This window comes from Microbacterium deferens (assembly GCF_045517775.1).
Lineage (GTDB): Bacteria > Actinomycetota > Actinomycetes > Actinomycetales > Microbacteriaceae > Microbacterium.
The window spans coordinates 1503060-1525816 of record NZ_JBEUWT010000001.1 but is presented as its reverse complement, the minus strand read 5'-3'; the positions used below and the strand labels follow the sequence as shown (position 1 = coordinate 1525816).

The 22757-nt window shown below is 71.0% G+C and carries 17 protein-coding genes; 11 read left to right on the top strand and 6 right to left on the bottom strand.

Features of this window, described 5'->3' with window-relative positions:
* Nucleotides 1-2 precede the first annotated feature (2 nt).
* Complete coding sequence (locus tag ABTU82_RS07175; RefSeq protein WP_407172614.1) at nt 3-1580, bottom strand: sensor histidine kinase; 1578 nt, start codon at nt 1578-1580, stop codon at nt 3-5.
* A 141-nt stretch (nt 1581-1721) separates the two neighbouring features.
* On the opposite strand from ABTU82_RS07175, the gene ABTU82_RS07170 reads away from it, so the two are divergent.
* The 5 genes from ABTU82_RS07170 to ABTU82_RS07150 all read left to right on the top strand — a co-directional run bounded on the left by ABTU82_RS07170 (nt 1722) and on the right by ABTU82_RS07150 (nt 7294).
* Complete coding sequence (locus ABTU82_RS07170; RefSeq protein WP_407172612.1) at nt 1722-2135, top strand: hypothetical protein; 414 nt, start codon at nt 1722-1724, stop codon at nt 2133-2135.
* A gap of 195 nt (nt 2136-2330) precedes the next feature.
* Complete coding sequence (locus tag ABTU82_RS07165) at nt 2331-3857, top strand: MmgE/PrpD family protein (RefSeq protein ID WP_407172610.1); 1527 nt, start codon at nt 2331-2333, stop codon at nt 3855-3857.
* A 142-nt stretch (nt 3858-3999) separates the two neighbouring features.
* A complete protein-coding gene (gene prpB, locus ABTU82_RS07160) occupies nt 4000-4899 on the top strand; it encodes a methylisocitrate lyase (RefSeq protein ID WP_407172608.1) in 900 nt (299 codons plus the stop codon).
* A gap of 32 nt (nt 4900-4931) precedes the next feature.
* Nucleotides 4932-6107 carry a bifunctional 2-methylcitrate synthase/citrate synthase gene (locus ABTU82_RS07155; protein WP_407172606.1) on the top strand — a complete coding sequence of 392 codons (1176 nt, stop codon included), beginning with the start codon at nt 4932-4934 and terminating at the stop codon, nt 6105-6107.
* Entirely contained in the window at nt 6107-7294 is a 1188-nt protein-coding gene (locus tag ABTU82_RS07150) for a thiolase family protein (RefSeq protein WP_407172604.1), read from the top strand. Before ABTU82_RS07155 ends, ABTU82_RS07150 begins: the two co-directional genes overlap by 1 nt.
* Nucleotides 7295-7463: 169 nt before the next feature.
* On the opposite strand, the gene ABTU82_RS07145 is transcribed toward ABTU82_RS07150, so the two are convergent.
* Nucleotides 7464-11252, bottom strand: coding sequence for a choice-of-anchor I family protein (locus ABTU82_RS07145; RefSeq protein WP_407172602.1), 3789 nt, complete (start codon nt 11250-11252; stop codon nt 7464-7466).
* Nucleotides 11253-11449: 197 nt separating this feature from the next.
* On the opposite strand from ABTU82_RS07145, the gene ABTU82_RS07140 reads away from it, so the two are divergent.
* A complete protein-coding gene (locus ABTU82_RS07140; protein ID WP_407172600.1) occupies nt 11450-12223 on the top strand; it encodes an enoyl-CoA hydratase-related protein in 774 nt (257 codons plus the stop codon).
* A 5-nt stretch (nt 12224-12228) separates the two neighbouring features.
* Here ABTU82_RS07140 and ABTU82_RS07135 read toward each other — a convergent pair whose 3' ends face one another.
* Both ABTU82_RS07135 and ABTU82_RS07130 read right to left on the bottom strand, forming a co-directional pair.
* Nucleotides 12229-12663, bottom strand: coding sequence for a nuclear transport factor 2 family protein (locus ABTU82_RS07135; RefSeq protein ID WP_116648217.1), 435 nt, complete (start codon nt 12661-12663; stop codon nt 12229-12231).
* Between the two features lie 101 nt (nt 12664-12764).
* Nucleotides 12765-13439: a DsbA family oxidoreductase gene (locus ABTU82_RS07130; protein WP_407172598.1), complete on the bottom strand. Its 675-nt coding sequence runs from the start codon at nt 13437-13439 to the stop codon at nt 12765-12767.
* 66 nt (nt 13440-13505) lie between these two features.
* On the opposite strand from ABTU82_RS07130, the gene ABTU82_RS07125 reads away from it, so the two are divergent.
* The 3 genes from ABTU82_RS07125 (at nt 13506) to ABTU82_RS07115 (ending at nt 16872) form a co-directional block, all read left to right on the top strand.
* Nucleotides 13506-14048 (top strand): TetR/AcrR family transcriptional regulator, encoded by a 543-nt coding sequence (locus ABTU82_RS07125; protein WP_407172596.1) that lies wholly within the window; start codon nt 13506-13508, stop codon nt 14046-14048.
* An 83-nt stretch (nt 14049-14131) separates the two neighbouring features.
* Nucleotides 14132-15106: a cytochrome b/b6 domain-containing protein gene (locus ABTU82_RS07120; RefSeq protein ID WP_407172594.1), complete on the top strand. Its 975-nt coding sequence runs from the start codon at nt 14132-14134 to the stop codon at nt 15104-15106.
* Nucleotides 15103-16872, top strand: a complete 1770-nt coding sequence (locus ABTU82_RS07115) for a gamma-glutamyltransferase family protein (RefSeq protein WP_116648061.1) — start codon at nt 15103-15105, stop codon at nt 16870-16872. Before ABTU82_RS07120 ends, ABTU82_RS07115 begins: the two co-directional genes overlap by 4 nt.
* An 84-nt stretch (nt 16873-16956) precedes the next feature.
* Here ABTU82_RS07115 and cofE read toward each other — a convergent pair whose 3' ends face one another.
* Nucleotides 16957-17715: a coenzyme F420-0:L-glutamate ligase gene (cofE, locus tag ABTU82_RS07110; protein ID WP_116648060.1), complete on the bottom strand. Its 759-nt coding sequence runs from the start codon at nt 17713-17715 to the stop codon at nt 16957-16959.
* Nucleotide 17716: 1 nt separating this feature from the next.
* Nucleotides 17717-18235, bottom strand: coding sequence for a GNAT family N-acetyltransferase (locus ABTU82_RS07105; protein ID WP_116648059.1), 519 nt, complete (start codon nt 18233-18235; stop codon nt 17717-17719).
* 209 nt (nt 18236-18444) lie between these two features.
* Here ABTU82_RS07105 and ABTU82_RS07100 point away from each other — a divergent pair, with 209 nt between their 5' ends.
* Nucleotides 18445-19002, top strand: coding sequence for an acyl-CoA thioesterase (locus ABTU82_RS07100; protein ID WP_116648058.1), 558 nt, complete (start codon nt 18445-18447; stop codon nt 19000-19002).
* 54 nt (nt 19003-19056) lie between these two features.
* Nucleotides 19057-22743: a bifunctional proline dehydrogenase/L-glutamate gamma-semialdehyde dehydrogenase gene (locus tag ABTU82_RS07095; protein ID WP_407172592.1), complete on the top strand. Its 3687-nt coding sequence runs from the start codon at nt 19057-19059 to the stop codon at nt 22741-22743.
* Nucleotides 22744-22757 lie beyond the last annotated feature (14 nt).

Below are 22757 nucleotides of genomic sequence, written 5' to 3'. Positions count from 1 at the left end.
GGTCAGATCTCCGTCCGGTCGCCGGGGGTGCGGACAGGCGGCCCGGAAGGAAGGTCGGGCCGGGGAGGCACGACCACCTCTCGATCGTCGATCCGTACGGTGCGCGCGCGTGGGGGCCTCGGCGGGTGGGCCTCGGGCTCGACGGTGGTCAGCTCCACCGCCGACAGGTGCGGGCTCGGCAGTGAAATGACGAACTCCGCGCCCCCGCCCTCCGCGTCACGGGCGCTCGCTGATCCGCCGTGCGCACGCGCGATGACCTGCACGATGCTCAGACCCAGCCCGCTGCCGTCGGCACCGCGCCCCTCGGTGTCGCCGCGCTGGAAGCGCTCGAAGATGCGCTCCTTCGCCTCGTCGGGCACTCCGGGGCCGTGATCGCGCACCGACAGTTCGATGGTGTCGCCGACCCGCCGCGCGCCGATGCCGAGCTCGCCCCCGCCGTGGGACACGGCGTTCTGCGCGAGCTGAAGGAGGGCCTGAGTGATACGCGCCGAGTCGAGCTCGACGATGGCGCGCGGCGCCGAGCCGGCGGTCACGGTTGCTCCTTCGATTCCCTGGGCCTTCCGGGCGACCTGGGCGACGAGCTCGGACACATCGGTCGGTCGCACCGCGATCGGAGCCGGGCCGTGCAGTGACGCCTCGTCGGCCAGGTCTTGTACGAGCCGGCCCATGCGGGCGAGCTCGTCGATCGCGAGCGCCCGTGTGCTCTGCACGTCGTCGCGGTCGTCGATGTCCATCACCTCGAGGTTGCCGCTCACGATCGTGATCGGCGTCTTGAGTTCGTGCCCGACGTCGCTGAGCAGCCGGCGCTGGCTCTCGAGCGCGTCGTCGAGCATGTCGTTCATCGTCGAGGCCAGTTCCGACACGTCGTCGTGGCCCTCGACGGGCAGGCGTTCGGCGAGCGATCTGGCCGACACGCGTTCGGCGGTCTCGCGCATGCGGCGGAGGGGACGCAGCAGACGCGCGGCTGCGAGTCCGGCCGCTCCGGCGATGAGCGCGATCGCGATGGCCGCGGCGAGGAGGTACACCTGGGCGGGCCCGTCGATCTCGGCGAGCTCCGCTTCGAGGTCGTAGGCGAGCACGAACATCACGCGCGCCGGGTCGGGGGATCCTTCGATCTCGATGGGGGCCGCGAGGTAGCGCCAGGTGACGCCGTCCTCGGCGTACGTGCCCATCACCGAGCGCTCCGCCCCGCGGGCGGCGACGTGCGGGACGAAACCGGGCGCGCTCTGCAGGTCGACGTCGAGCGGCACCCCGGGCACCAGGGCGGCTGCCCCGTCGATCACGCCGAGAGCGCCGGTGTTGTCGTCGGGACTCATCCTCGTGACGACCGACTCGAGCGCGTCGACCGATGATGTCCAGGGTGCGTCTCCCGTCGCACCGTCACGAACAAGGAACCGTGCCGATTCGTAGCCGGCGTCCAACCGGCCGTCGACCTGGGCGATGATGCGCGCGCGCTCGACGACGTACACCACGCCCCCGACCGACAGCATCCCGATCGCCGACGCGACCGTGATCACGGCGATGATGCGGGTGCGCACGGTCCAGGCGACGCCACGTCTGCCGGCGCTGCGCGATCCCATGGTCTCAGTATGGTGGCGGGCGGGGACCGACCCCGCGAGACTAAGAACCCTCTCATCGTCGTCTTTCGTTCGTGTCATCCAGCCTGGAGAGGCTGATGGTCGAACGCCGGCATCGACGTGCCCGAGAGAGGATCGACAGTGATGAGCAGACGCGCGTGGATGGTCGCCGGAGTGATCGCGCTCGCCGCGGTGGTGGGCGCGGGCGGCACAGTCGCGGTCGCCGCAGTGCTCGAGCCGCGCACGTCGGTCGACCGCACGTTCGACGACGGACCGCTCACGGGCAACCGCCCCGCCGTCGTTCCGCAGCCCGAGGATTCTGCACCGGCCGGCGGCGATACGTCTTCCGAGGCGCCCCCGGCGGAGGGCACGCAGCCTCCGGTGAACGAAGCGCCGCAGCCCGAAGCGCCGCAGCCCCCGGCGCCCCAGCCCGTCGCGCCTCAGCCCGTCGCGCCGCCGGCGCCGCAGCCGATCGACGACGACGACAACGGGGATGACGATGCTGACGACGACGGTGCTGACGACGACGGCGGCGATGACGACGGCGACGATGACTGATCGCGGTCGTCGCGACGTCGGGTGGGCCACCGCCTGACCGCGACGGCAACCTGCGAACGGCCGCACCGCGTGCAACGGGCTGCCGTGGGGTGGTGCCACGTTTCGTCAAGAGGCTCACGCCGAGGGCGGACGGGGGAGGCCCTCTCACCGCCGGGCAGGCAGTATGGGTAGGGAATGCCCCACGAAAGGCCCCCCATGACGATCTCCCATCACCTCCGAGTCCACCGCAGCGACGAGCACCTGCCCCGCGAAGGCGAGCTGGCATGGCACCTCGCGGAGGTCGCGACCGACGAGGTGGGCGTCGACGACGACGTCGTCGACATGATCGTCAACCGGATCATCGACAACGCCGCGGTGGCGGCAGCATCCCTCACCCGACGTCCCGTGAGCGCCGCTCGCCAGCAGGCGCTCGACCACCCGGTCTCGATCAGCGGCCCCGGCGCGACGATCTTCGGCTGCGCCCTCGAACGACGCACGAGCCCTGAGTGGGCCGCGTGGGCGAACGGGGTTGCCGTGCGCGAGCTCGACTATCACGACACGTTCCTCGCCGCCGACTACTCCCACCCGGGCGACAACATCCCGCCGATCCTGGCCGTCGCCCAGCACACGGGTCGCGACGGGGCGGCACTCGTGCGCGGGCTCGCCACGGCCTACGAGATCCAGATCGACCTCGTGCGGGCGATCTCGCTGCACAGGCACAAAATCGACCACGTCGCCCACCTCGGCCCCGCGGCTGCCGCGGGGATCGGCACGCTGCTGGGCCTCGACACCGAGACCATCCGGCAGGCGATCGGTCAGGCACTGCACACCACCACCGCCACGCGCCAGTCGCGCAAGGGTGAGATCTCGACGTGGAAGGCGTTCGCGCCCGCGTTCGCCGGGAAGCTCGCCGTCGAGGCGGTAGACCGCGCGATGCGCGGCGAGACGGCGCCCGCCCCGATCTACGAGGGAGAGGACGGCGTCGTCGCCTGGATGCTCGACGGCACGGAGGCCTCGTACGACGTTCCGCTGCCCGCCGCCGGAGAGTCCAAGCGCGCGATCCTCGATTCGTACACGAAGGAGCACTCCGCCGAGTACCAGGCGCAGGCGTGGATCGACCTCGCCCGTCGTCTCGGCACCGAGCGGCCCGATCTGCGCGACCCGGCGAACATCGCCTCGATCGTGCTGCACACGAGTCACCACACGCACTACGTCATCGGCTCCGGTGCGAACGACCCGCAGAAGTACGACCCGGCGGCCTCGCGCGAGACGCTCGACCACTCGATCCCGTACATCTTCGCCGTTGCGCTGCAGGACGGCGCCTGGCACCACGTCGACTCGTACACGCCGGAGCGCGCCGGCCGTGCCGACACCGTCGAGCTGTGGCGCACGGTCACCACCGCGGAGGACGCCGAATGGACGCGCCGCTACCACTCCGAAGACCCGAACGAGAAGGCCTTCGGCGGCCGCGTCGTGATCACCCTCGCCGACGGCTCGACCGTCGAGGACGAGATCGCCGTCGCCGATGCCCACCCGCTGGGCGCTCGCCCGTTCGCGCGCGAGGACTACGTGCGCAAGTTCCGCCTGCTGGCCGAGCCCGTGCTGCTGCCGGAGGAGATCGAGCGCTTCCTCGACCTCGCCGAGCGCCTGCCCGAGCTCACGGCGGCGGAGGTGCTGCAGCTGAACATCGTCGCCAAGCACGGCGTTCTCGCCCTCGCCCCCGCCCCCAAGGGTCTGTTCTGATGCTCGGTCGCGTCGCGGATGCCCCCACTCGCCGCGCACGAACTCAGGATGGTCGTGCCGCGGCGGCCGCGACACGCCCCTGTCGGGCTGTCGCGTCGGCATCCATCCTGAGTACGGGCGCACGCGGGGTGGAGGTCGGCTGATGCTCTACGCCCAGACCCCGGCGCACGAGAAGCGGCGGATGCTGCGCGAACGCCTCGCATCGGGCGAGCTGCTGCGCTTCCCGGGCGCGTTCAATCCGCTGTCGGCGCGGCTGATCGAGCGGAAGGGCTTCGACGGGGTCTACATCTCCGGCGCCGTGCTCGCCGCAGACCTCGGCCTGCCCGACATCGGACTCACGACGCTCACCGAGGTCGCCGGCCGCGGGCAGCAGATCGCCCGCATGACCGAGCTTCCGGCGATCATCGACGCCGACACCGGGTTCGGCGAACCGATGAACGTCGCCCGCACCATCCAGACCCTCGAAGACGCGGGGCTGGCGGGTGCCCACATCGAAGACCAGGTGAATCCGAAGCGCTGCGGGCATCTCGACGGCAAGAGCGTCGTCGACGGCGACACCGCCGTCAAGCGGATCCGCGCCGCCGTCGACGCGCGGCGCGACCCGAACTTCCTCGTGATGGCGCGCACCGACATCCGCGCGATCGACGGTCTCGAGGCGGCGATCGACCGAGCGAAGGCGCTCATCGACGCCGGCGCAGACGCGATCTTCCCGGAGGCGATGCGCGACCTCGGTGAGTTCGAGGCGATGCGCGAGGCGCTCGACGTGCCGATCCTGGCCAACATGACCGAGTTCGGCAAGAGCGAGCTGTTCTCCACCGAGCAGCTGCGCAGCGCCGGCGTCAACATCGTGATCTGGCCCGTCTCGCTCCTGCGTCTCGCGATGGGCGCCGCCGACAGGGCGCTCGACACGCTCGACGGCGAGGGGCACCTGACCTCGAAACTCGGCGAGATGCAGCACCGTGCCGACCTGTACGACCTCATCGACTACGAGGGCTATACCCGGTTCGACACGAACGTGTTCGACTTCCGCGTGGAGCGCTGAACCACAGCATCCGCCGATCTCGAAGGAGAGAGATGACCGACATCAAGAAGGGCCTCGCCGGCGTGGTGGTGGACTACACCGCGATCAGCAAGGTGAACCCCGACACCAACAGCCTCCTCTACCGGGGCTACCCCGTGCAGGAGCTCGCCGCCTCCCAGCCCTTCGAGGCGGTCGCCTACCTCCTGTGGCACGGCGAGCTGCCCACCTCCGCGCAGCTGGCCGAGCTGCGCGCCGCGGAGCGGGAGAACCGGATGCTGCAGCCGGCCGTACGAGCGGCGATCGACCTGGTGCCGACCACCGCGCACCCGATGGACGTGGTGCGGACGGCGGTGAGCGTGATCGGGGCGACCGATCCCCACGCCGACGATGCGAGCCCCGAGGCGGAGCTGGCCAGCAGCATCCGCCTCTTCTCCGCTCTTCCGGCCGTCATCGCGTACGACCAGCGCCGTCGTCGCGACGACGACCCGATCGAGCCGGTCGAGCCCCGTGACGACCTCGACTACGCCGCGAACTTCCTCTGGATGACGTTCGCGGAGGAGTCCGAGCCGCTCGTCGTCGACGCGTTCAACGTCTCGCTCATCCTCTACGCCGAGCACTCGTTCAACGCCTCCACGTTCACCGCTCGCGTGATCACGTCGACCCTGAGCGACCTGTACTCCGCCGTCGTCGGTGCGATCGGAGCGCTGAAGGGCCCCCTGCACGGGGGCGCGAACGAAGCGGTCATGCACGTCTTCGACGAGATCGGCGACGCGTCGAACGTCGTGCCCTGGCTCGACGCCGCGCTCGCCGAGAAGCGCAAGATCATGGGGTTCGGGCACCGCGTCTACAAGCGCGGCGACTCCCGGGTTCCGACGATGCGCGCGGCCCTCGTCGAGCTCGTCGAGCACTACGACAGGCCGGACGTGCTCGATCTCTACGACGCGCTCGAGACGGAGTTCGTCGACCGCAAGGGCATCTACCCGAACCTCGACTACCCCTCGGGGCCGGCGTACCACCTGATGGGCTTCGACACCGCGACCTTCACGCCGCTGTTCGTCGCTGCGCGCGTCACGGGGTGGACCGCCCACATCCGCGAGCAGCGGGCGTCGAACGCGCTCATCCGCCCGCTGTCGGAGTACAACGGGCCCGACGAGCGCCACCTCGACGGCCACGAGGATCTCGTTGTCGCCGACGATACGGCCGACCGCCCGGAGGAGGCGGCGGGCTGATGGCCGACCGCGAGCGGGTCGTGCTCGTCGCCGGTGCGCGCACACCGATCGGGAGCTTCGCCGGATCGCTGTCGACGGTTCCGGCTCACGAGCTCGGAGCGGTGGCGGTCGGCGCTGCGCTCGAGCGCGCGGGCCTGGCCCCCGCCGACGTCGACGAGGTCGTGATGGGCTGTATCGCCCAGAACGGACCCGACGCCTACAACGCCCGCCGGGTGGCGCTCGCCGCAGGGCTGCCGACCCGCGTGCCCGCGTTCACCGTCAACCGCCTCTGCGGTTCGGGGCTGCAGGCGATCTGGTCGGGCGCGCAGGAGCTGCTGTGGGGCGGCGTCGACGTCGTCGTCGCGGGCGGCGACGAGAGCATGTCGCGCACGCCGTTCCTCGATTTCGGCGCCCGCGACGGCGCTCGGCTCGGCGACCGCCGGCTGCTCGACGGCACCCTCGCGATCCTGACCGACCCGTTCAGCGGCACGCACATGGGAACGACCGCCGAGAACGTCGCCGAACGCTACGGCGTCTCCCGTCGCGAACAGGACGAGTTCGCGGTGGAGAGTCAACGGCGCGCGGCGACGGATGCTGCGCGGGCGGCCTTCGCGGAAGAGATCGCGCCCGTGACGACTCCGGGCCGCACCGGCGTCGAGGTGGCGGTCGACCAGCATCCGCGCCCCGACACCTCCCTGGAGGTGCTCGCGGGCCTGCGCGCCGCGTTCCGCGAGGGCGGATCGGTCACCGCGGGCAACTCCTCGGGTATCAACGACGGGGCGGCGGCGACCGTGCTGATGCGGGAGTCCGACGCGCGCGATCGGGGTCTCGCGGGGCTCGCCACGCTCGAAGCGGTGGCCACGGCCGGGGTCGACCCCGAGATCATGGGCTACGCCCCGGTGATCGCCCTCGAGCGGCTGTGGGCGCAGACCGGGCTCACTCCCGCCGACGTCGACGTGATCGAGCTCAACGAGGCGTTCGCCGCACAGGCGGTCGCCGTCATCCGCGATGCGGGCCTGGACCCCCAGAAGACGAATCCGTACGGCGGGGCGATCGCGCTGGGCCACCCGGTCGGGGCGACCGGCGCGATCCTGTCGGTGCGCGCGGCGATGGACCTCCGCCGCCGCGATCTCGAGTACGCGGTGGTGACGATGTGCATCGGCGGCGGCCAGGCGCTCGCCGCGCTGTTCCGTCGCTGGGACGGCTGAGCCCGCGTCTCGGCCGCTGCTCGCGCCGAGAGTGCCCGAAACCGCCGAAAGTGCCCTCCTTCTCGGGCACCTTCGGCGGTTTCGGGCACTTTCGGTGAAGCGGATGCCGCGGCCGACGGCAGAGGCCCCCACCCCGAAGGGTGAGGGCCTCTGTGGCAGGCGGCTGGTGTCAGCCGACGACGGTGCGGCGCTTGCGGAGGGCGAAGGCGAGGCCTCCGGCAATCAGCAGGAAGCCCGCCCCGAACGCGATGCCCCACGGCAGCTCGGCACCGGTCGCCGCGAGGGCGCCGGGTGCGACGACCGTGACGCCGACGGAGATGTCGGCGAGGCCCGCGGACGTGACCACGAGGCGGTGCGCCCCGAGGTCGAAGTCCGCCGGGATCGCGACCGCGAAGGTCGTGACGCCCTGGGCGCTGGCGGCGGGGATGCCGGTGACGACGAGCGGCTGGCTGAACAGCGTCGCCGCGATCTGCTGGCCGGGCTCGAGACCCGACACCGTCACCGTGAGGGTGCGGCCCTGCTCGACGCGTCCGCCATTGCTCAGCGTGACGTCGGCCCAGTCGCCGCCGACCTGCGTTCCCGCCGCGGGCGGGGTGCCGCCCGGGTTGGTCGGTGCCGGCGGCGTGGTGTCGGGGCCCGTTCCCGGGAGCTCCGGGCTGGTGCCGGGGTCGGTCGGCCCGACCGGGTCGATGCTGGTGACCAGCACCGCGCGATCGGCCGGGGACGGGGCGACGGGGCCGTCAGCTGCCTCGAAGAAGTTCACCGTGGCGGCGAGGTCGATCTGCCCGGAGTCGGCCGCGCGCGTACCCTGCGCGAACGTGGTGAAGTTGTCGCCGCCCGCCGCAAGGAACGAGTTGGTCACGATCTTGTAGGTCGTGGCGGTGTCTTTCACGTCGAGCTCTTCGCCGTTCAGCGTGATGGCGCCGATGTGCGACCCGCGCTCCGCGGTCTCGAGGTACTCGAACGAGAAGCCCTCCGAGACTCCGAGCGCGAGCTTCGGACGGCTGGAGCTCGCCGGCTGCCACTGCTCTTCGAGCACGGCCTTCAGCTGCGCGGCGGTGAGCTCCAGGGTCACCAGGGTGTTGCCGAAAGGCTGCACATTGGCAACCGCGCGGTAGGTGACCGCGCCGTTCTCGCCCGGCACCAGGTCGGCGCGGAGGCCGCCCGGGTTCATGAACGCGATCTGGGCGTCGGTGCCGCCGTACTCGGGGTTCTCGCTCGTGGCCCACAGGTACACGTCTGCCACGGTGTTGCCGAGGGTCGAGTGCGCGCCGCGATCTTCGGCGCCGGCCGGAGTCTTCGCGCGGTTGATGCTCTCGGTGATCGTTCCGACCTGCTCCCGACCGAGGATGTCGGCCTCGGCTTTCGCCTCGGCGACGACCTCGTTGACTTCGAGGTTCGGGTAGGCGGCGCTCATCGACACCGGAGCGTCGAAGAGGGTCACGAGACCGGGCTCGATCGAGACCAGCGTGTTGTCGGCGTCGAGGTCGATGTCGAGCGTTCCGAGGCGCGTGCCGTACTGGTTCGCCTGCACGACGGGAACGCCGTCGACCTCGCCCGCGTACGTCTGGTGCGTGTGCCCCGAGACGACAGCGTCGACGTCGGCCGGCAGGTTGTGCACCAGGCGACCGAAGTCGGAGGTGGTGTCGGCCTGCAGCGCCTCGATGCTCGAGCTCGCTCCGCCGTCGTGCGCCAGGACGACGACCACGTCGGCCGCATCGGCGGCGACGATCTCGGCGGTGACACGGTCGACGGCCTCTCCCATGTCGCCGAACTCGATGTCGGCGATACCGGCCGGGTTGACCAGCGTCTGCGTCTGCGGGGTGACGACGCCGATGAAGGCGATGCGCGCGCCGCTCTCGGTGGTCTCGACCGTGTACTCCTCGAGGGCGGGGGTGTCGGTGCCCTTCTCGTACACGTTCGCGCCGAGCGCGTACTGCGGGCCGCCGAGGGTGTCGATCACGCGCTGGATGTCATCGAAGCCCTGGTCGAACTCGTGGTTTCCCACGGCGCTCACGTCCAGCTTCGCGGCCTTCAGTGCGTCGAGCGTCGGCTGGTCGTCCTGGATGAACGACTCGAATGCCGAGGCTCCGATGTTGTCGCCCGCCGAGACGAACAGCGTGTTGGGGTTCTGCGCGCGGTACGCGTCCACGGCACCGGTGAGAGCCGCCGCGCCGGCGTAGCCGTTGGAGGCTTCCTGCACGATGCGGCCGTGGAAGTCGTTGATCGTGAGCACCTGCACGTCGGGCTGTGCGTCGTCGCTGAGGAGACTGTCGACCTCGAAGGTCGTCGTCGTTCCGGAGACCTCGTTGCCGATCGTCAGCAGGGGCGTTCCCGTGGGGGAGCGCAGCGCCGAGGTGAACGCGAGACCCTCGGGGCCGAGGTCGCCCGCGGCGGGCGTTCCCGGCGTCTTCGTGACGTCGCGGTTGTTGACGTACGTGACGAAGGTCGGGGCGCTCGCGGTCGTGATGTCGTAGACCATCACGCCGCCCACGCGCTCGAGGCCGACGAAGGCGTAGGTCCGGCCGTCCACGACGCCGACGACCAGGTTCTCGGGCTCGGGGCCCTTGTCGTCGCTGCGGCCCTCGAGGTTGTTCTCCGTGTGGTTGGAGTTGAAGAAGGCGGGGTTCGCGTCGTGGGTGACCTGCTCGAACTGGCTGCCCGAGTCGAAGACCAGCACGCCGTCGGTCGACCAGACCGAGAACGAGCGTCCTCCGAAGGTGTAGAGCTCGGAGTAGCAGGTGCCGTCGGCGTTCAGGCCCATCGAGGTCGTGACGTTCAAGCGACCCAGATCCGCGTCGCCGAGCTTCGATGCGAGGGGAGAAGTGGCGCAGACCGGTGCGAGGCCCTTCTTGCCGAGGTCCTTCACCCGGGCGGTCTCGTCGTAGTCACCCCACTCGCGGCCGTCGCCCTCGTTGGCGGTGACCAGGTAGGTTCTGCCGTCGGCGGCGACGTACGAGCTGATGCCGTCGGGCATGTACATGCCGAACAAGCCCGCGTAGCTCTTCTGGTTGTAGGTGGGGGCCCCTTCGGGGTCGCGGTCGCTCGCGTCGAGGGTGTTCTTCGCGTAGTCCTTGAAGCCCAGCGGCAGGATCTTCGTGACCTCGGGCTTGGTGAGGTCGACCACCGCGATGGCGTTGGCCTCCTGCAGCGCGACGTACGCGGTCGTGCCGGAGACGGTGACGTATTCGGGCTCGAGGTTGCGGCTCACGCGGTTGGTCGACAGCGTCGTCGGGTCCTGGCCCGCAGCGGCGACGTCCGGGCCGAAGATACGCACCTTCGGGTCGAGGGTCTTGGTGCCCCCGGGTTCGAACGCGCGGAAGTTCGCCGTCTTCGCGTCGGCGGTCGCCGGCAGCGAGACGGTGGACGGCAGCTTGATGACCCCGACGGATCCCTCGGGGTCGGTCGTGAAGTCGTCGGCCGGCTCGCCTTCGTTGGCGACGACGGCGTACGCGCCGTCCTTCGAGATGGTGACCATGTCGGGAAGGGCCCCGACGGTGATCTCACCGAGGATCGCAGATGCCGCATCCGCAGCATTCGCGTCGAAGAAGACGACGTGGCCCGGGTCGGTCTTCACCGGCGCCTCGAAGGCGATCACACCGAGGCCGTCGTCGCGGATCGCGAGCGAGTTGGCCACGCCCTCCGACGTGAGAGCGAACTGCTCGACCGGCTTCGTCGGATCGGCGTTGTCGAGCACGCTGACCGAGCCCGCCTGCGCGTTGACGACGAAGATGCGGTCGCGATAGGTCTGCACGATCTCGGCAGCCGACTCGTCGAAGACGCCCGACTCGAAGGTGCCGATCGGGCTCAGCGCGAGCGCGGCACCGTCGGCGCTGCGCGTGATCGGAACAGGGACGATCGCGGCGGAAGCCGCGGTGGCGCTCGACAGGGCGAGCGCGCACACCGCTGCGGCGGTCGCGGTGAACGCGACGGCGCGGCGGAAGGAATGCGTGGGCATGCGTGTCCTCGGGTAGGTGATGAGACGGGGGTACGCACCGGTTCCGTGGAACTCCAGACCGGCCTCGTCGACCCTCGCCGGTCGTGGTGACCGCGAGGTGAACGAGAGACGACCATCCGGCGACGGTCGACTCCGCGGGTGCGCCGGGGGAGGATCGGAGGGCTGGCGCGCAGCATCCGCTCTTCGGAAGGGACCCCATGACGTACGAGACGATCCTCACCGAGACCCGCGGACGCGTGGGCTGGATCACGCTGAATCGGCCGAACGCCCTCAACGCCCTGAACACGATGCTCATGCGGGAGGTCGTCGAGGCGGCCGAGGCGTTCGACGCCGACCCCGGGATCGGTGCGATCGTCGTCACCGGGTCGGCGAGAGCCTTCGCCGCCGGCGCCGACATCAAGGAGATGGAGGCGAAGACCTCGGTCGAGATGATCGTGGACGACCACTTCGGGGCGTGGAGCCGATTCGCCGCCGTGCGCACGCCCACGATCGCCGCCGTCGCCGGCTACGCCCTCGGCGGCGGCTGCGAGCTCGCGCTCATGTGCGACCTCGTCATTGCCGCCGACTCCGCGCGCTTCGGCCAGCCCGAGATCACGCTCGGGGTGATTCCCGGCATGGGAGGGTCGCAACGACTGGCGCGGGCGATCGGGTCGTACAAGACGGCCGACCTGATCCTCACCGGGCGGACCATGGATGCTGCCGAGGCCGAGCGCGCGGGGATCGTCTCGCGCGTGTTGCCGGCCGACCGGCTGCTCGCCGAGGTCGCCGGCATCGCCGAGGGAATCGCGGCCAAGCCCCTCCCTGCCCTGTACGCGGCGACTGCGGCGCTCGACGCGGCCCTGGAGACACCGCTCGCCGAGGGGCTCCGTTTCGAGAAGCAGGCGTTCGCGGCGCTGTTCGCGACCGACGACCAGAAGGAGGGGATGGCCGCTTTCCGCGAGAAGCGCGAGGCGCGCTTTCGCCACCGCTGATCAGGTCACATCTCGGCGACCAGATTGGGTCCGATGGCGCGCATCGAGATCATGTGTACGACGCGGCGCCGGATTCGAAGGCCGTCGGGGGTGCGCACGATCTCGTCGTCGTACCAGGCGTTGGCGATCGTGCCGTGGACGTTGTCGGGTTGCAGGACGATGGCGTCACCGTAGGTGCGGGCCGTCAGGGGGTCGATCCCGGTCACCACCGTGTTGGTCATGCGGTGGAGCGTGCGTCCGGCGGGGTCGTGGGTCTCTCGCATGAAGGCGGTGAACGACGGGGCGCCCTCCCACTGAGCGAACCCGAAGTCCACGTGAGCGTCGTCGGTGAACGTGGACGCGAAGAGAGCCCAGTCCCGAGTGTCGATCCCGGTCGAATAGCGGTGGACGAGGTCGAGGATCTCGAACCGTTCGTGCGGTGTGGGGGTGATCGTGTCCATGAGAGGGTGTTCCGTTCTGGTTGCGGGTGGGGTGGGGAAGGTGCAGACGCCATCGACGCAGGCCGCGGCCTGCGGGACGAGAGCGAAGGGAATCGAGTCGGTCATGCCTCGGCGACGCGGGTGAGGAGTTGCGTCAGCTCCTCGGTGCCGAGCGCGCCCGGGATCGCGAACCGGTCGTCGACGACCATGAAAGGTACGCCGCGGGCGCCGAGTGCGCGCGCGGTGTCGGCGTCCCTGTCGACGGCGGCCCGGTAGGTGCCGGCCGTCAGGACAGCGCGCGCCCGCTCGGGGTCCAGCCCCGCGTCGCCCGCCAGCTCGACGAGCGCATCGACCGATCCGAGGTGGTGGCCCTCGACGAAGTACGCGCGGTAGAGACGGTCGCTCATTCGTCGGCGGACGCCCTGAGTCTGCGCGTAGTGGAGCATCTCCAGGGCCAGGTGCGAGTTCGTGGGCCGGATCGACTGCGGCTCGTACTGCAGTCCCTCGGCGGCGGCGACGGTCTTCATCTGCGAGAAGACCCGTTCCTGGTCGGCGTCGTCCATGCCGCGGTTCGCCCGCAGATACTCCGTCGCGTCCACCTCGGAGGGGAAGCCGGGCTGCAGTTCGAAGGACCGGTGCTGTATCTCGACCTCTCCGGCGAACGCCTCCACGGCTCGTCGGAGGCGGGCGTCGCCGACGTAGCACCAGACGCACTGCACGTCCGACCACACCTCGATCCTGATCGCTGGGCTGCGCACCTTGCTGGTCTCGTCATCGTCGCTAAAATGGGGTATCACCCCACTAATATAAGTGGTGGCAGCCCCCACTTGTCAATGTCTCTCGGGACGGCGTGAAGGAGCCCCATGCGAGCTGATGCCCAACGCAACTACGACGCGATCGTCCGAGCGGCTGCGGTCGAAGTGGAGCGCGTCGGTGCAGACGCCTCGCTCGAGGACATCGCCCGCAACGCCGGCGTGGGATCGGCCACCCTGCATCGGCGCTTCCGCACCCGCCGCGCCCTTCTCCAAGCCGTCTTCGTCGACCGCATCACGACGATCTGCGAGCACGCCGATGTGCTCAGCGCCCGCATGGGGGCGGGTGAGGCGCTGGAGGCATGGCTTCGTGAACTGGCCCGGTTCAGTGCGTCGACCCGGGGCGTCGCGGATGCCCTCATCCTCGGCACCGTCCCCGACCCGGCGACGAGTGCGTGCGAAACCATGCTGATCTCCACAGCCAGTTCTCTGCACGCGCGCGCTCTCGAACGCGGTGAGGTCTCTGCCACGGTGTCGGCACTCGACCTCCTCGCACTCGTGAACTCCCTCTCGCTCGGCTCCCGGACCGCGCCCGATCCCGTCGAGTACGCGGAAAGGCTGCTCGGGCTCGCACTGGACGGCATCCGTCGGTAGTGCGGCGCTGACGGCTGGCGACGGTCGTTCGATCAGGGTCGCATCCGGTCCGGCGCAGCATCCACCTTTCCTAGAATCGGACTGTGGCAGCGGCTGATCGTCCGGGGGTGAAGGCTCCCCCCGGCGCGCGCCGGATCCGCTTCACCCGGCGGCAGTGGGCCGGCGCGAGCGTCGTCGGGATCATCGGTCTCGTCGCGCTGGCGGCGCTGGTCGTCATCGGCGCTCGAGCGCTGGTCGCGCTCGATCCCGTGCGGGAGTTCTTGACGCAGCATCCCGGCGAGTACCCACTGCCCGCCGGCGCGCCGGTCGGCATCCCTGCCTGGCTGGGCTGGCAGCACTTCTTCAACACGTTCCTGATCGCGCTCATCATCCGTTCGGGCTGGCAGGTGCGCAGGCAGAAGCGGCCCATCGCCTTCTGGTCACCGCGCGGCGAGAAGCGGCGAAAGATGAGCCTGACGGTGTGGTTCCATCTCGCGCTCGACGTGCTCTGGATCGCCAACGGCGTGCTGTACGTCGCTCTCCTTTTCGCCACCGGTCAGTGGATGAAGATCGTGCCGACCTCGTGGGAGGTCTTTCCGAACGCGCTCGCCGCGGGCCTGCAGTACGCCACCCTCGACTGGCCGACCCACAACGGCTGGGTCAACTACAACAGCCTGCAGCAGCTCTTCTACTTCACGACCGTGTTCGTCGCCGCCCCCGCCGCCATCGTCACCGGGGCGCGTCTGAGCATGTTCTGGCCTCGCACGGCCGATCGACTGAACCGGCTGCTGCCGTTCGACGCGGCGCGGCGGGTGCACGTCTGGACGATGATCTACTTCCTCGTCTTCATCGCCGTGCACGTCGCGCTGGTCTTCGCCACCGGTGCGCTGCGTAACCTGAACCACATGTATGCGTCGCAAGACACGGTGAATTGGACGGGCTTCGCGATCTTCGTCGCATCGCTGGTGGTGCTGGCAGCGGGATGGGTCGCTGCCCGTCCTGCGGTTCTCGTTCCGATCGCGCGGCTCTTCGGCGACGTGCGGGTCGTGCCGGTGCCGACGCAGGGGCGGACCCGATGACGCTCACGACGCGGCCGGAGCTCGTCGGCACGTTCGGCATGGTGGCCTCCACGCACTGGCTGGCGTCGGCGGCGGGCATGGCCGTGCTCGAGGAGGGCGGCAACGCTTTCGACGCGGCCGCGGCGGCCGGCCTGGTGCTGCACGTGGTCGAGCCGCACTTGAACGGACTCGGCGGCGACGCGCCCATCATCGGCTTCGACGTCGCCTCCGGGCGACCCTGGGTGCTGTGCGGGCAGGGGACGGCGCCGGCGGCAGCAGATCACTCGGCCTTCACCGCGCTCGGACTCGACGTGGTCCCCGGCACCGGGCATCTCGCGGCGGTCGTCCCCGGCGCTTTCGGCGCCTGGATGTCGATGCTCGAGCGGCACGGAACGCTGCCCCTGGAGCGCATCACGCGATTCGCGATCGGCTACGCGCGCGACGGGTACCCGCTCATCCCGCAGGCGGTGGCAACGATCGGCACCGTCGCCGAGCTGTTCGCCGCGCACTGGCCGACGTCGGCCGAGATCTACCTTCCCGGCGGGGCGCCGCCGTCGCCGCGCGCCCGTTTCCGCAATCCCGCTCTCGCCGACACCCTCGAACGCATCGTCCGCGAGGCGAGCGCCGGCGGCGGGTCGCGCGAGCGCGTGATCGCCCGTGCACGCGAGACCTTCTATCGAGGGTTCGTCGCCGAAGCGGTCGACGCATGGATGCGGCACCCGGTGCGCGATTCGAGTGGACGCGACCACGCCGGCCTGCTTCGCGCAGATGACCTCGCATCGTGGGAGCCGACCTGGGAGGCGCCCGCGACCATCGAGTTCGCCGGTGTCACCGTCGCCAAGACGGGGCCCTGGGGGCAAGGACCCGTGCTGCTCCAGCAGCTCGCGATGCTCGCCCACCAAGACCTCGGCGCGCCCGGTTCGGCGCAGACGGTGCACGCGGTGATCGAGACGGCGAAGCTCGCCTTCGCCGATCGCGAGGCCTACTACGGCGACCCCGACTTCGTCGACGTGCCGTTGGCCGCCCTCCTCTCCGACGACTACGCCCGCGAGCGTGCCGGGCTCATCGGGTCGCGTGCGGCGGACGGCCAGAACCCGGGGAGGCCGGGCGGACGCGTGCCGGTTCTGCCGCGCGAGGTGGCGGCCCCGTCGACCGGTACCGCCGGTATCGGCGAGCCGACGGTCGCCCGTGACGGCCTCACCCGCGGCGACACCTGCCACCTCGACGTCGTCGACCGGTGGGGCAACGTCGTCGCCGCCACGCCGAGCGGAGGATGGCTGCAGAGTTCCCCGGTCATCCCCGGTCTCGGGTTCTCGCTGCCGACCCGCGCCCAGATGTTCTGGATCGAGCAGGGTCTTGCCGGATCGCTCGCACCGCGCAAGCGCCCGCGCACGACCCTGAGTCCCGGGCTGTTGCTGCGCGACGGGCGTCCGTACCTCGCGTTCGGCACGCCCGGCGGAGACCAGCAGGACCAGTGGCCGGTGGCGTTCCTGCTGAACCACCTCGTGCACGGCATGAATCTCCAGGAGTCGATCGACGCGGCGAACTGGCACTCGACGCACATGCCCTCGTCGTTCTACCCGCGGGACTCCGAGCCGCTCGGTGTCGTGGTGGAGGACCGCGTCGGCGACGCCGTGGTCGCCGAGCTGCGCGAGCGCGGCCACGACGTGACCGTGTCGGGGTCGTGGTCGCTCGGTCGTCTCAGCGCCGCCGGGATCCGCGAGGACGGCATGCTGATCGCCGCGGCGAACCCGCGCGGCATGCAGGGGTACGCCGCCGGGCGCTGAGCTGACCGCGAGACCCGATCCGCGCGCCGAGACCCCGACATTCTGCGGGGGTCTCGCCGCGGCGCAGCGGTCTTGCGGTCAGGGTCACCGGGCGGATGCGGCGCCCGCGGCGAATCCGTCGGCGTAGGCCTCGTCGGCGCCCTGGCGGAACATGTCGCGTTCGCCCGGGCGGACGATCGACCGCGCGCCCGGGAGGTCGAGCGCGCCCACGAGATCGGCGCGCCCGCGCACCACGGCGACGGGGCGGCGCGATGCCTTGCCCTTGACGAGATCTGCGGCGGCGGCGATCTCGTCGGCGACACAGGGCATCGTCACGACGAGCGGCCGGCCCTCGGCATCCGTCTGTCCGCGGAGGTCTTCGAAGACGTGCACGCCACCGGCGCCGATCGCGGAGTCGGTCTGACCCTCCCGCCACGCGCGTCCGAGGGTGTCGGAGACCAGCACGCCGACGAGTGCGCCCGTGCGTTCGCGCAGTCCTTCCGCCAGACGTCGGGCCGACGCATCCGGATCTTCGGGGAGGAGCAGCACCGTGCCCGCGGGCGTGTTGCTGGCATCGACGCCGGCCGCGGCCGAGACCATGCCGAGGCGGTTCTCGACGATGCGCGTGGTGTGGCCGGTGGCCGAGGTGCGGGTCGCGACGATCCGCACGGTCTCGGCGGTGATCGCGTCTTCACGATCGTCGGCGTCGATGATCCGGCCCTCGGCCTTCGAGACGATCTTGCTGGTCACGACGAGAATGTCGCCGTCACGCAGCTCGCCGCCCGCGGCGGCGGCGATCACATCGACGAGGTCGACTCCCGGCGTGATCTCGCCGATGCCGTCGAGGGCCCAGAGCTGCAGCACGTCAGCGGACGAAGCGCACCTCGGTGAGCGTCTCGCCGAGGAAGGGCTCGGTGTGCGAGGCGCCGTCGAGGGTGAAGCCGTTACGGACCCAGAAGCGGTGGGCGCGGGGATTGTCTTCGGCGACCCAGAGGTAGAGCTCCTCACCGGGCTCGACGGCCGCGTCGAACAGCTGCTGTCCGATGCCGGTGCCGTGCCAGGCGTCGAGGAGGTAGATGAAGAACAACTCGCGGGCGCGGGGAGCATCCTCGTCACGGGACGGGCCGGAGCCGACGAATCCGACGATGACGCCGTCGACGAGGGCTGCGCGCATGCGGTAGTCCTCGCCCTGCGACGCCCAGTGCGTCCAGAGCTCGGCCATGCGGCGAGCCGACACGCGCTCGAGCGCGGCCTTGCTGATCAGGTGGTCGTAGGTCTCGTGCCAGCACGTCGCGTGGACGCGCCCGAGGGCCTCGGCGTCCACGTCGCGAACCGGGCGGACGACGATGTCGCGCTGGATCTCGATAGGTGTTTCGGGTGCCATGAGCAGACTCTACGCGTGAGCCCGAGGGCTCGGAAATCGGCCGGACGCGGGCTTTCGGCCCGGGCGCGGGCTTCGTGCGCCCGCAAGCCCTCGCGCCGACCGAAAGCCCGCGCGCCCTGGTGGGGATCGCTGGCGAAAGGGCGATCTCTTTGTAGGTCATCGACCACGAAAGGGGCGAGATCGCTGTCAGGTCGATACGATCGCGCCTCGTGAATGTCATCTGGCGCACCCTCCTCGTCATCCTTCGCGCTCGCCTGCACCGCCGCAGTCGCCCGCTGGCGGCCACCGCGATCAGCCGCATCCGCGTACGCACGCTCCCGACCGACATCGACCTGCTGCGCCACATGAACAACGGCCGGTACCTGTCGCTGTTCGACCTGGGGCGCTGGGACCTCCTCATCCGCACGGGCCTGGCCGACGCGACCCGCGCGCAGGGCTGGTACGCGGTCGTGTCGAACGAGACCATCACGTTCCGGAAGTCGCTGAATCTCTGGCAGAGCTTCGTCATCGAGACCCGGTTCATCGGGCATGACGACCGCGCCTTCTTCCTGGAGCACCGCGCGGTCGTCGACGGCGAGATCTACGCGCAGGCGATCATCCGAGCCCGGATGCTGCGTCGCTCGGGCGGCACGGTTCCCCACGAGGAGCTGTTCGCCGCCATCGGACGCCCGGAGGGACTCCCCGAGGTCGCGCCCTGGCTGCACGAGTGGGCCGCAGCATCCGCTCTGCCCTCCACGAAGCGCCCCGCCCCCAGCATGTGGGAGTGAACCCCGCCGGGGTGCCGCTCGGCCCGCGCTCGCCCCGCGACTTAGGGTGGTGCCATGTCGCACCCGGTCGCCCCCGCAGAGCTCGCCGACCGGGCGGTAGCCCTCGCCGGACGGTGGGTCTCGGCGGCGGCCGAAGAGCCGACGGATGCAGCGGCGCAGCGTCTTGCCGGAGTGCTGCGCGATCCTCAGGGCCTGCCCTTCACGATCGGGTTCGTCGACGGCGTGATGCGCCCCGAGAGCCTCGCAGCTGCGGCGGCGCAGCTGCGCCGGATCGCGCCGCTCGTGCCCGACTTCCTGCCCTGGTACCTGCGCGGAGCCGTGCAGGTCGGGGGAGCGGTGGCCCCGGTGCTGCCGACACCGGTCGTTCCGATCGCGCGCCGGGCCCTCCGCGAGATGGTCGGGCACCTCGTCGTCGATGCGCGCCCCGACAAGCTCGGTCCCGCCATCGCCGCTCTCCGCGAGAACGGCGCGCGGCTCAACCTCAACCTGCTGGGTGAGGCGGTGCTCGGCGAGGCGGAGGCGGAGCGACGGCTGAAGGGCATCCACGAACTCGTCCGCCGACCCGACGTCGACTACGTCTCGGTCAAGGTCTCGGCCATCGCCTCACACATCTCGATGTGGGCCTTCGACGACGTCGTCGACCGGGTCGTCGAGCGGCTTCTCCCGCTGTACCTCGACGCGGCGTTGTCGACCCTCCCCACGTTCCTCAACCTCGACATGGAAGAGTACCGCGACCTCGACCTGACGATCGCGGTGTTCACCCGCATCCTCGAGGACCCCCGCCTGGCCGATCTCGAGGCCGGGATCGTGCTGCAGGCCTACCTCCCCGATGCCCTCCCCGCCCTCCGGCAGCTCACGGCATGGGCGCGGCAGCGGGTGGCCGCCGGTGGCGCGCGCATCAAGGTGCGGCTCGTGAAGGGTGCGAACCTCGCGATGGAACGCGTCGACGCGATCATGCACGACTGGTCGCTCGCCACGTACGGCAGCAAGCTCGACACCGACGCCAACTACCTGCGCTGCCTCGACGAGGCGCTCACGGCCACGGCGACCGAGGGCGTGCGCATCGGAGTAGCCGGGCACAACCTGTTCGACATCGCCCACGCGTGGGAGCTCGCCGGTGACCGCGGCGTGCGCGAGTCTGTCGAGATCGAGATGCTGCTGGGCATGGCTCAGGGCCAGGTCGCCGCGGTCGCCCGCGACGTCGGCCACGTGCTGCTCTACGTGCCGGTGGTGCGGCCCGACGAGTTCGACGTCGCCATCAGCTACCTCGTGCGCCGCCTGGAAGAGAACGCGTCGGGCGAGAACTTCCTCTCGGCCGCCTTCGATCTCGCCGACGACCCCGAGCTGTACGCCCGCGAGCGCGACCGCTTCCTCGCCTCCCTCGAGCGCGCGGCCGATCCCGCACTGCCGACCGGTCCGAACCGCCGGCAGGACAGGGGCGCGGCGGCGCAGGCCCCCGAGCCGGCGATCCTGCGCGAGCCGCAGACCGATGACCCGGGGCTCACTCAGGCGGTGCTCGGCATCGCCCGCGACGCCGCGGCATCCGATGCCCCACCGGAGCACGTGCTGTTCGGCGGGCAGGCGTTCGTCGAGACGGCCGTCTACGCCCCGCGCGAGGCCGGCGACGCGGTCGGCGCGCCCGGGTTCCGCAACGTCGCCGACACCGACCCGGCGCTGCCCGCGAACCGGGAGTGGGCGCGCGAGGTGCTCGCCCGCGTCGACGACTCGTCGGCCGGAACCGCGACCATCGCCGCGGCGCGCGTCGACGACGGCGATGCTCTCGACGCGCTCGTGGCTCGAACGACGGATGCTGCGGCCTCCTGGGGCGCGACGTCTGCGGCCGAGCGGGCCGCGGTGCTGCAGCGCGCGGGGCGCGCGCTGGCGGAACGCCGGGGCGCGCTGATCGAGGTCGCGGCCTCCGAGACCGGCAAGGTCTTCGCCGAGGCGGATGTCGAGGTGAGCGAGGCCGTCGACTTCGCGAACTACTACGCCGCCACGGCGCGAGAACTCGACCGCGTCGGCGGCGCCGTCTTCGTGCCCGCCCGGGTGACGGTGGTCGCCCCGCCCTGGAACTTCCCGATCGCGATCCCTGCCGGGGGAGTGCTCGCCGCGCTCGCCGCCGGGTCGGGCGTGGTGTTCAAGCCGGCCCCGCAGGCCCGCCGCACCGCCGCCGTCGTCGCCGAGGCGCTGTGGGACGCCGGGGTGCCGCGAGACCTGCTCGCCCTCGCGGATCTCGACGAAGAGGCGCTCGGGCGCCGACTCATCGAGCACACGGCGGTCGACCAGGTGCTCTTGACGGGATCGTGGGAGACCGCGCAGCTGTTCCGGTCGTGGCGGCCGGAGCTCTCTCTGCACGCCGAGACGAGCGGCAAGAACGCGATGATCATCACGGGATCGGCGGATCTCGACCTCGCCGCGTCCGATCTCGTGCGCAGCGCCTTCGGGCACGGTGGGCAGAAGTGCTCAGCGGCGTCGCTCGCCATCCTCGTCGGACCGGTCGCGCGCTCGCGGCGCTTCGCCCGGCAGTTGATCGACGCGACGACCTCGTTGCGCGTCGGGCCCGCTTCCGACCCTCTCTCGGAGGTCGGCCCGCTCATCGAGGAGCCGCGCGGCAAGCTGAAGTGGGCACTCACCACCCTCGGCGAGGGCGAGCGGTGGTTGGTCGAGCCGCGCGAGCTCGACTTCGATGGTCCGGCTGCCGGCCGTTACTGGACGCCGGGTATCCGCACCGGGGTGCAGCCGGGTTCGCGTTTTCACCGCGAGGAGTTCTTCGGGCCGGTGCTCGGCATCATGCACGCCACCTCCCTCGCCCACGCCATCGAGCTGCAGAACGCGGTCGATTACGGGCTGACCGCGGGACTGCACACGCAGGACCCCGACGAGCTCGCCCTCTGGCTCGACCGTGTCGAGGCGGGCAACCTCTACGTCAACCGTGGGACGACGGGCGCGATCGTGCAGCGCCAGCCGTTCGGCGGCTGGAAGCGCTCATCGGTCGGCGCCGGTGCGAAGGCGGGCGGCCCGAACCACCTCATCGGCCTCGGCACCTGGCGCCCGTCGACGGGAGCGACCGCGTCGTCGACGTTGCACCTGCGCGGTCTCGATTCGCGTCTGACGGCGATCATCGAGGCGGCGCAACCGACGCTCTCGTACGAGGCGTTCGAATGGCTGCGCCGTGGCGCGCTCGCCGACGCGATCGCGTGGGACCGCGAGTTCGGCCGCGTCAAAGACGTCTCGCAGCTCGGCGTCGAGCGCAACCTCTTCCGCTACCGCCCGGCGTCGGTCGCGGTGCGCGCGACCGGCGACGCGGCGTGGCAGGCCGTGCTGAGGGTCGTGCTCGCCGGCGTGCGATCGGGCTCGAGCTTCGCGCTGAGCTCGCCGGTCGGGCTCCCGGGCGAGGTGCGCCGCGTGCTCGGCGACCTCGACGTCCCGGTGTGGGTGGAGAGCGACGACGAGTGGATCGAGCGCATGGCCGGGGTCGGCGACGTCGTCGCGGCCGCGGCCGACGAAGACCCGCGGCCCCGCCCCTCGCGCGTGCGGCTGGTGGGTTCGCCCGCGTCGGTGGCGGGCCTGCGACGCGCGCTGGCCGAGGCGACGTCGGGTGATCCCGACCTCGCGGTCTACGCCGACGAGGTCACGACCGCCGGGCGCATCGAGCTGCTGCCGTTCCTGCGCGAACAGGCCATCTCCATCACGGCCCACCGCTTCGGCAACCCCGACGCGTGGAGCGAGCGCGCGATCTGACGCCCGCCCCGCAG

Bases quoted from the DNA above. Each gene is read 5' to 3' on its own strand.
- ABTU82_RS07175 (WP_407172614.1), bottom strand. From the start codon at position 1,580: ATGGGATCGCGCAGCGCCGGCAGACGTGGCGTCGCCTGGACCGTGCGC.
- ABTU82_RS07170 (WP_407172612.1), top strand. From the start codon at position 1,722: ATGAGCAGACGCGCGTGGATGGTCGCCGGAGTGATCGCGCTCGCCGCG.
- ABTU82_RS07165 (WP_407172610.1), top strand. From the start codon at position 2,331: ATGACGATCTCCCATCACCTCCGAGTCCACCGCAGCGACGAGCACCTG.
- prpB (WP_407172608.1), top strand. From the start codon at position 4,000: ATGCTCTACGCCCAGACCCCGGCGCACGAGAAGCGGCGGATGCTGCGC.
- ABTU82_RS07155 (WP_407172606.1), top strand. From the start codon at position 4,932: ATGACCGACATCAAGAAGGGCCTCGCCGGCGTGGTGGTGGACTACACC.
- ABTU82_RS07150 (WP_407172604.1), top strand. From the start codon at position 6,107: ATGGCCGACCGCGAGCGGGTCGTGCTCGTCGCCGGTGCGCGCACACCG.
- ABTU82_RS07145 (WP_407172602.1), bottom strand. From the start codon at position 11,252: ATGCCCACGCATTCCTTCCGCCGCGCCGTCGCGTTCACCGCGACCGCC.
- ABTU82_RS07140 (WP_407172600.1), top strand. From the start codon at position 11,450: ATGACGTACGAGACGATCCTCACCGAGACCCGCGGACGCGTGGGCTGG.
- ABTU82_RS07135 (WP_116648217.1), bottom strand. From the start codon at position 12,663: ATGGACACGATCACCCCCACACCGCACGAACGGTTCGAGATCCTCGAC.
- ABTU82_RS07125 (WP_407172596.1), top strand. From the start codon at position 13,506: ATGCGAGCTGATGCCCAACGCAACTACGACGCGATCGTCCGAGCGGCT.
- ABTU82_RS07115 (WP_116648061.1), top strand. From the start codon at position 15,103: ATGACGCTCACGACGCGGCCGGAGCTCGTCGGCACGTTCGGCATGGTG.
- ABTU82_RS07105 (WP_116648059.1), bottom strand. From the start codon at position 18,235: ATGGCACCCGAAACACCTATCGAGATCCAGCGCGACATCGTCGTCCGC.
- ABTU82_RS07095 (WP_407172592.1), top strand. From the start codon at position 19,057: ATGTCGCACCCGGTCGCCCCCGCAGAGCTCGCCGACCGGGCGGTAGCC.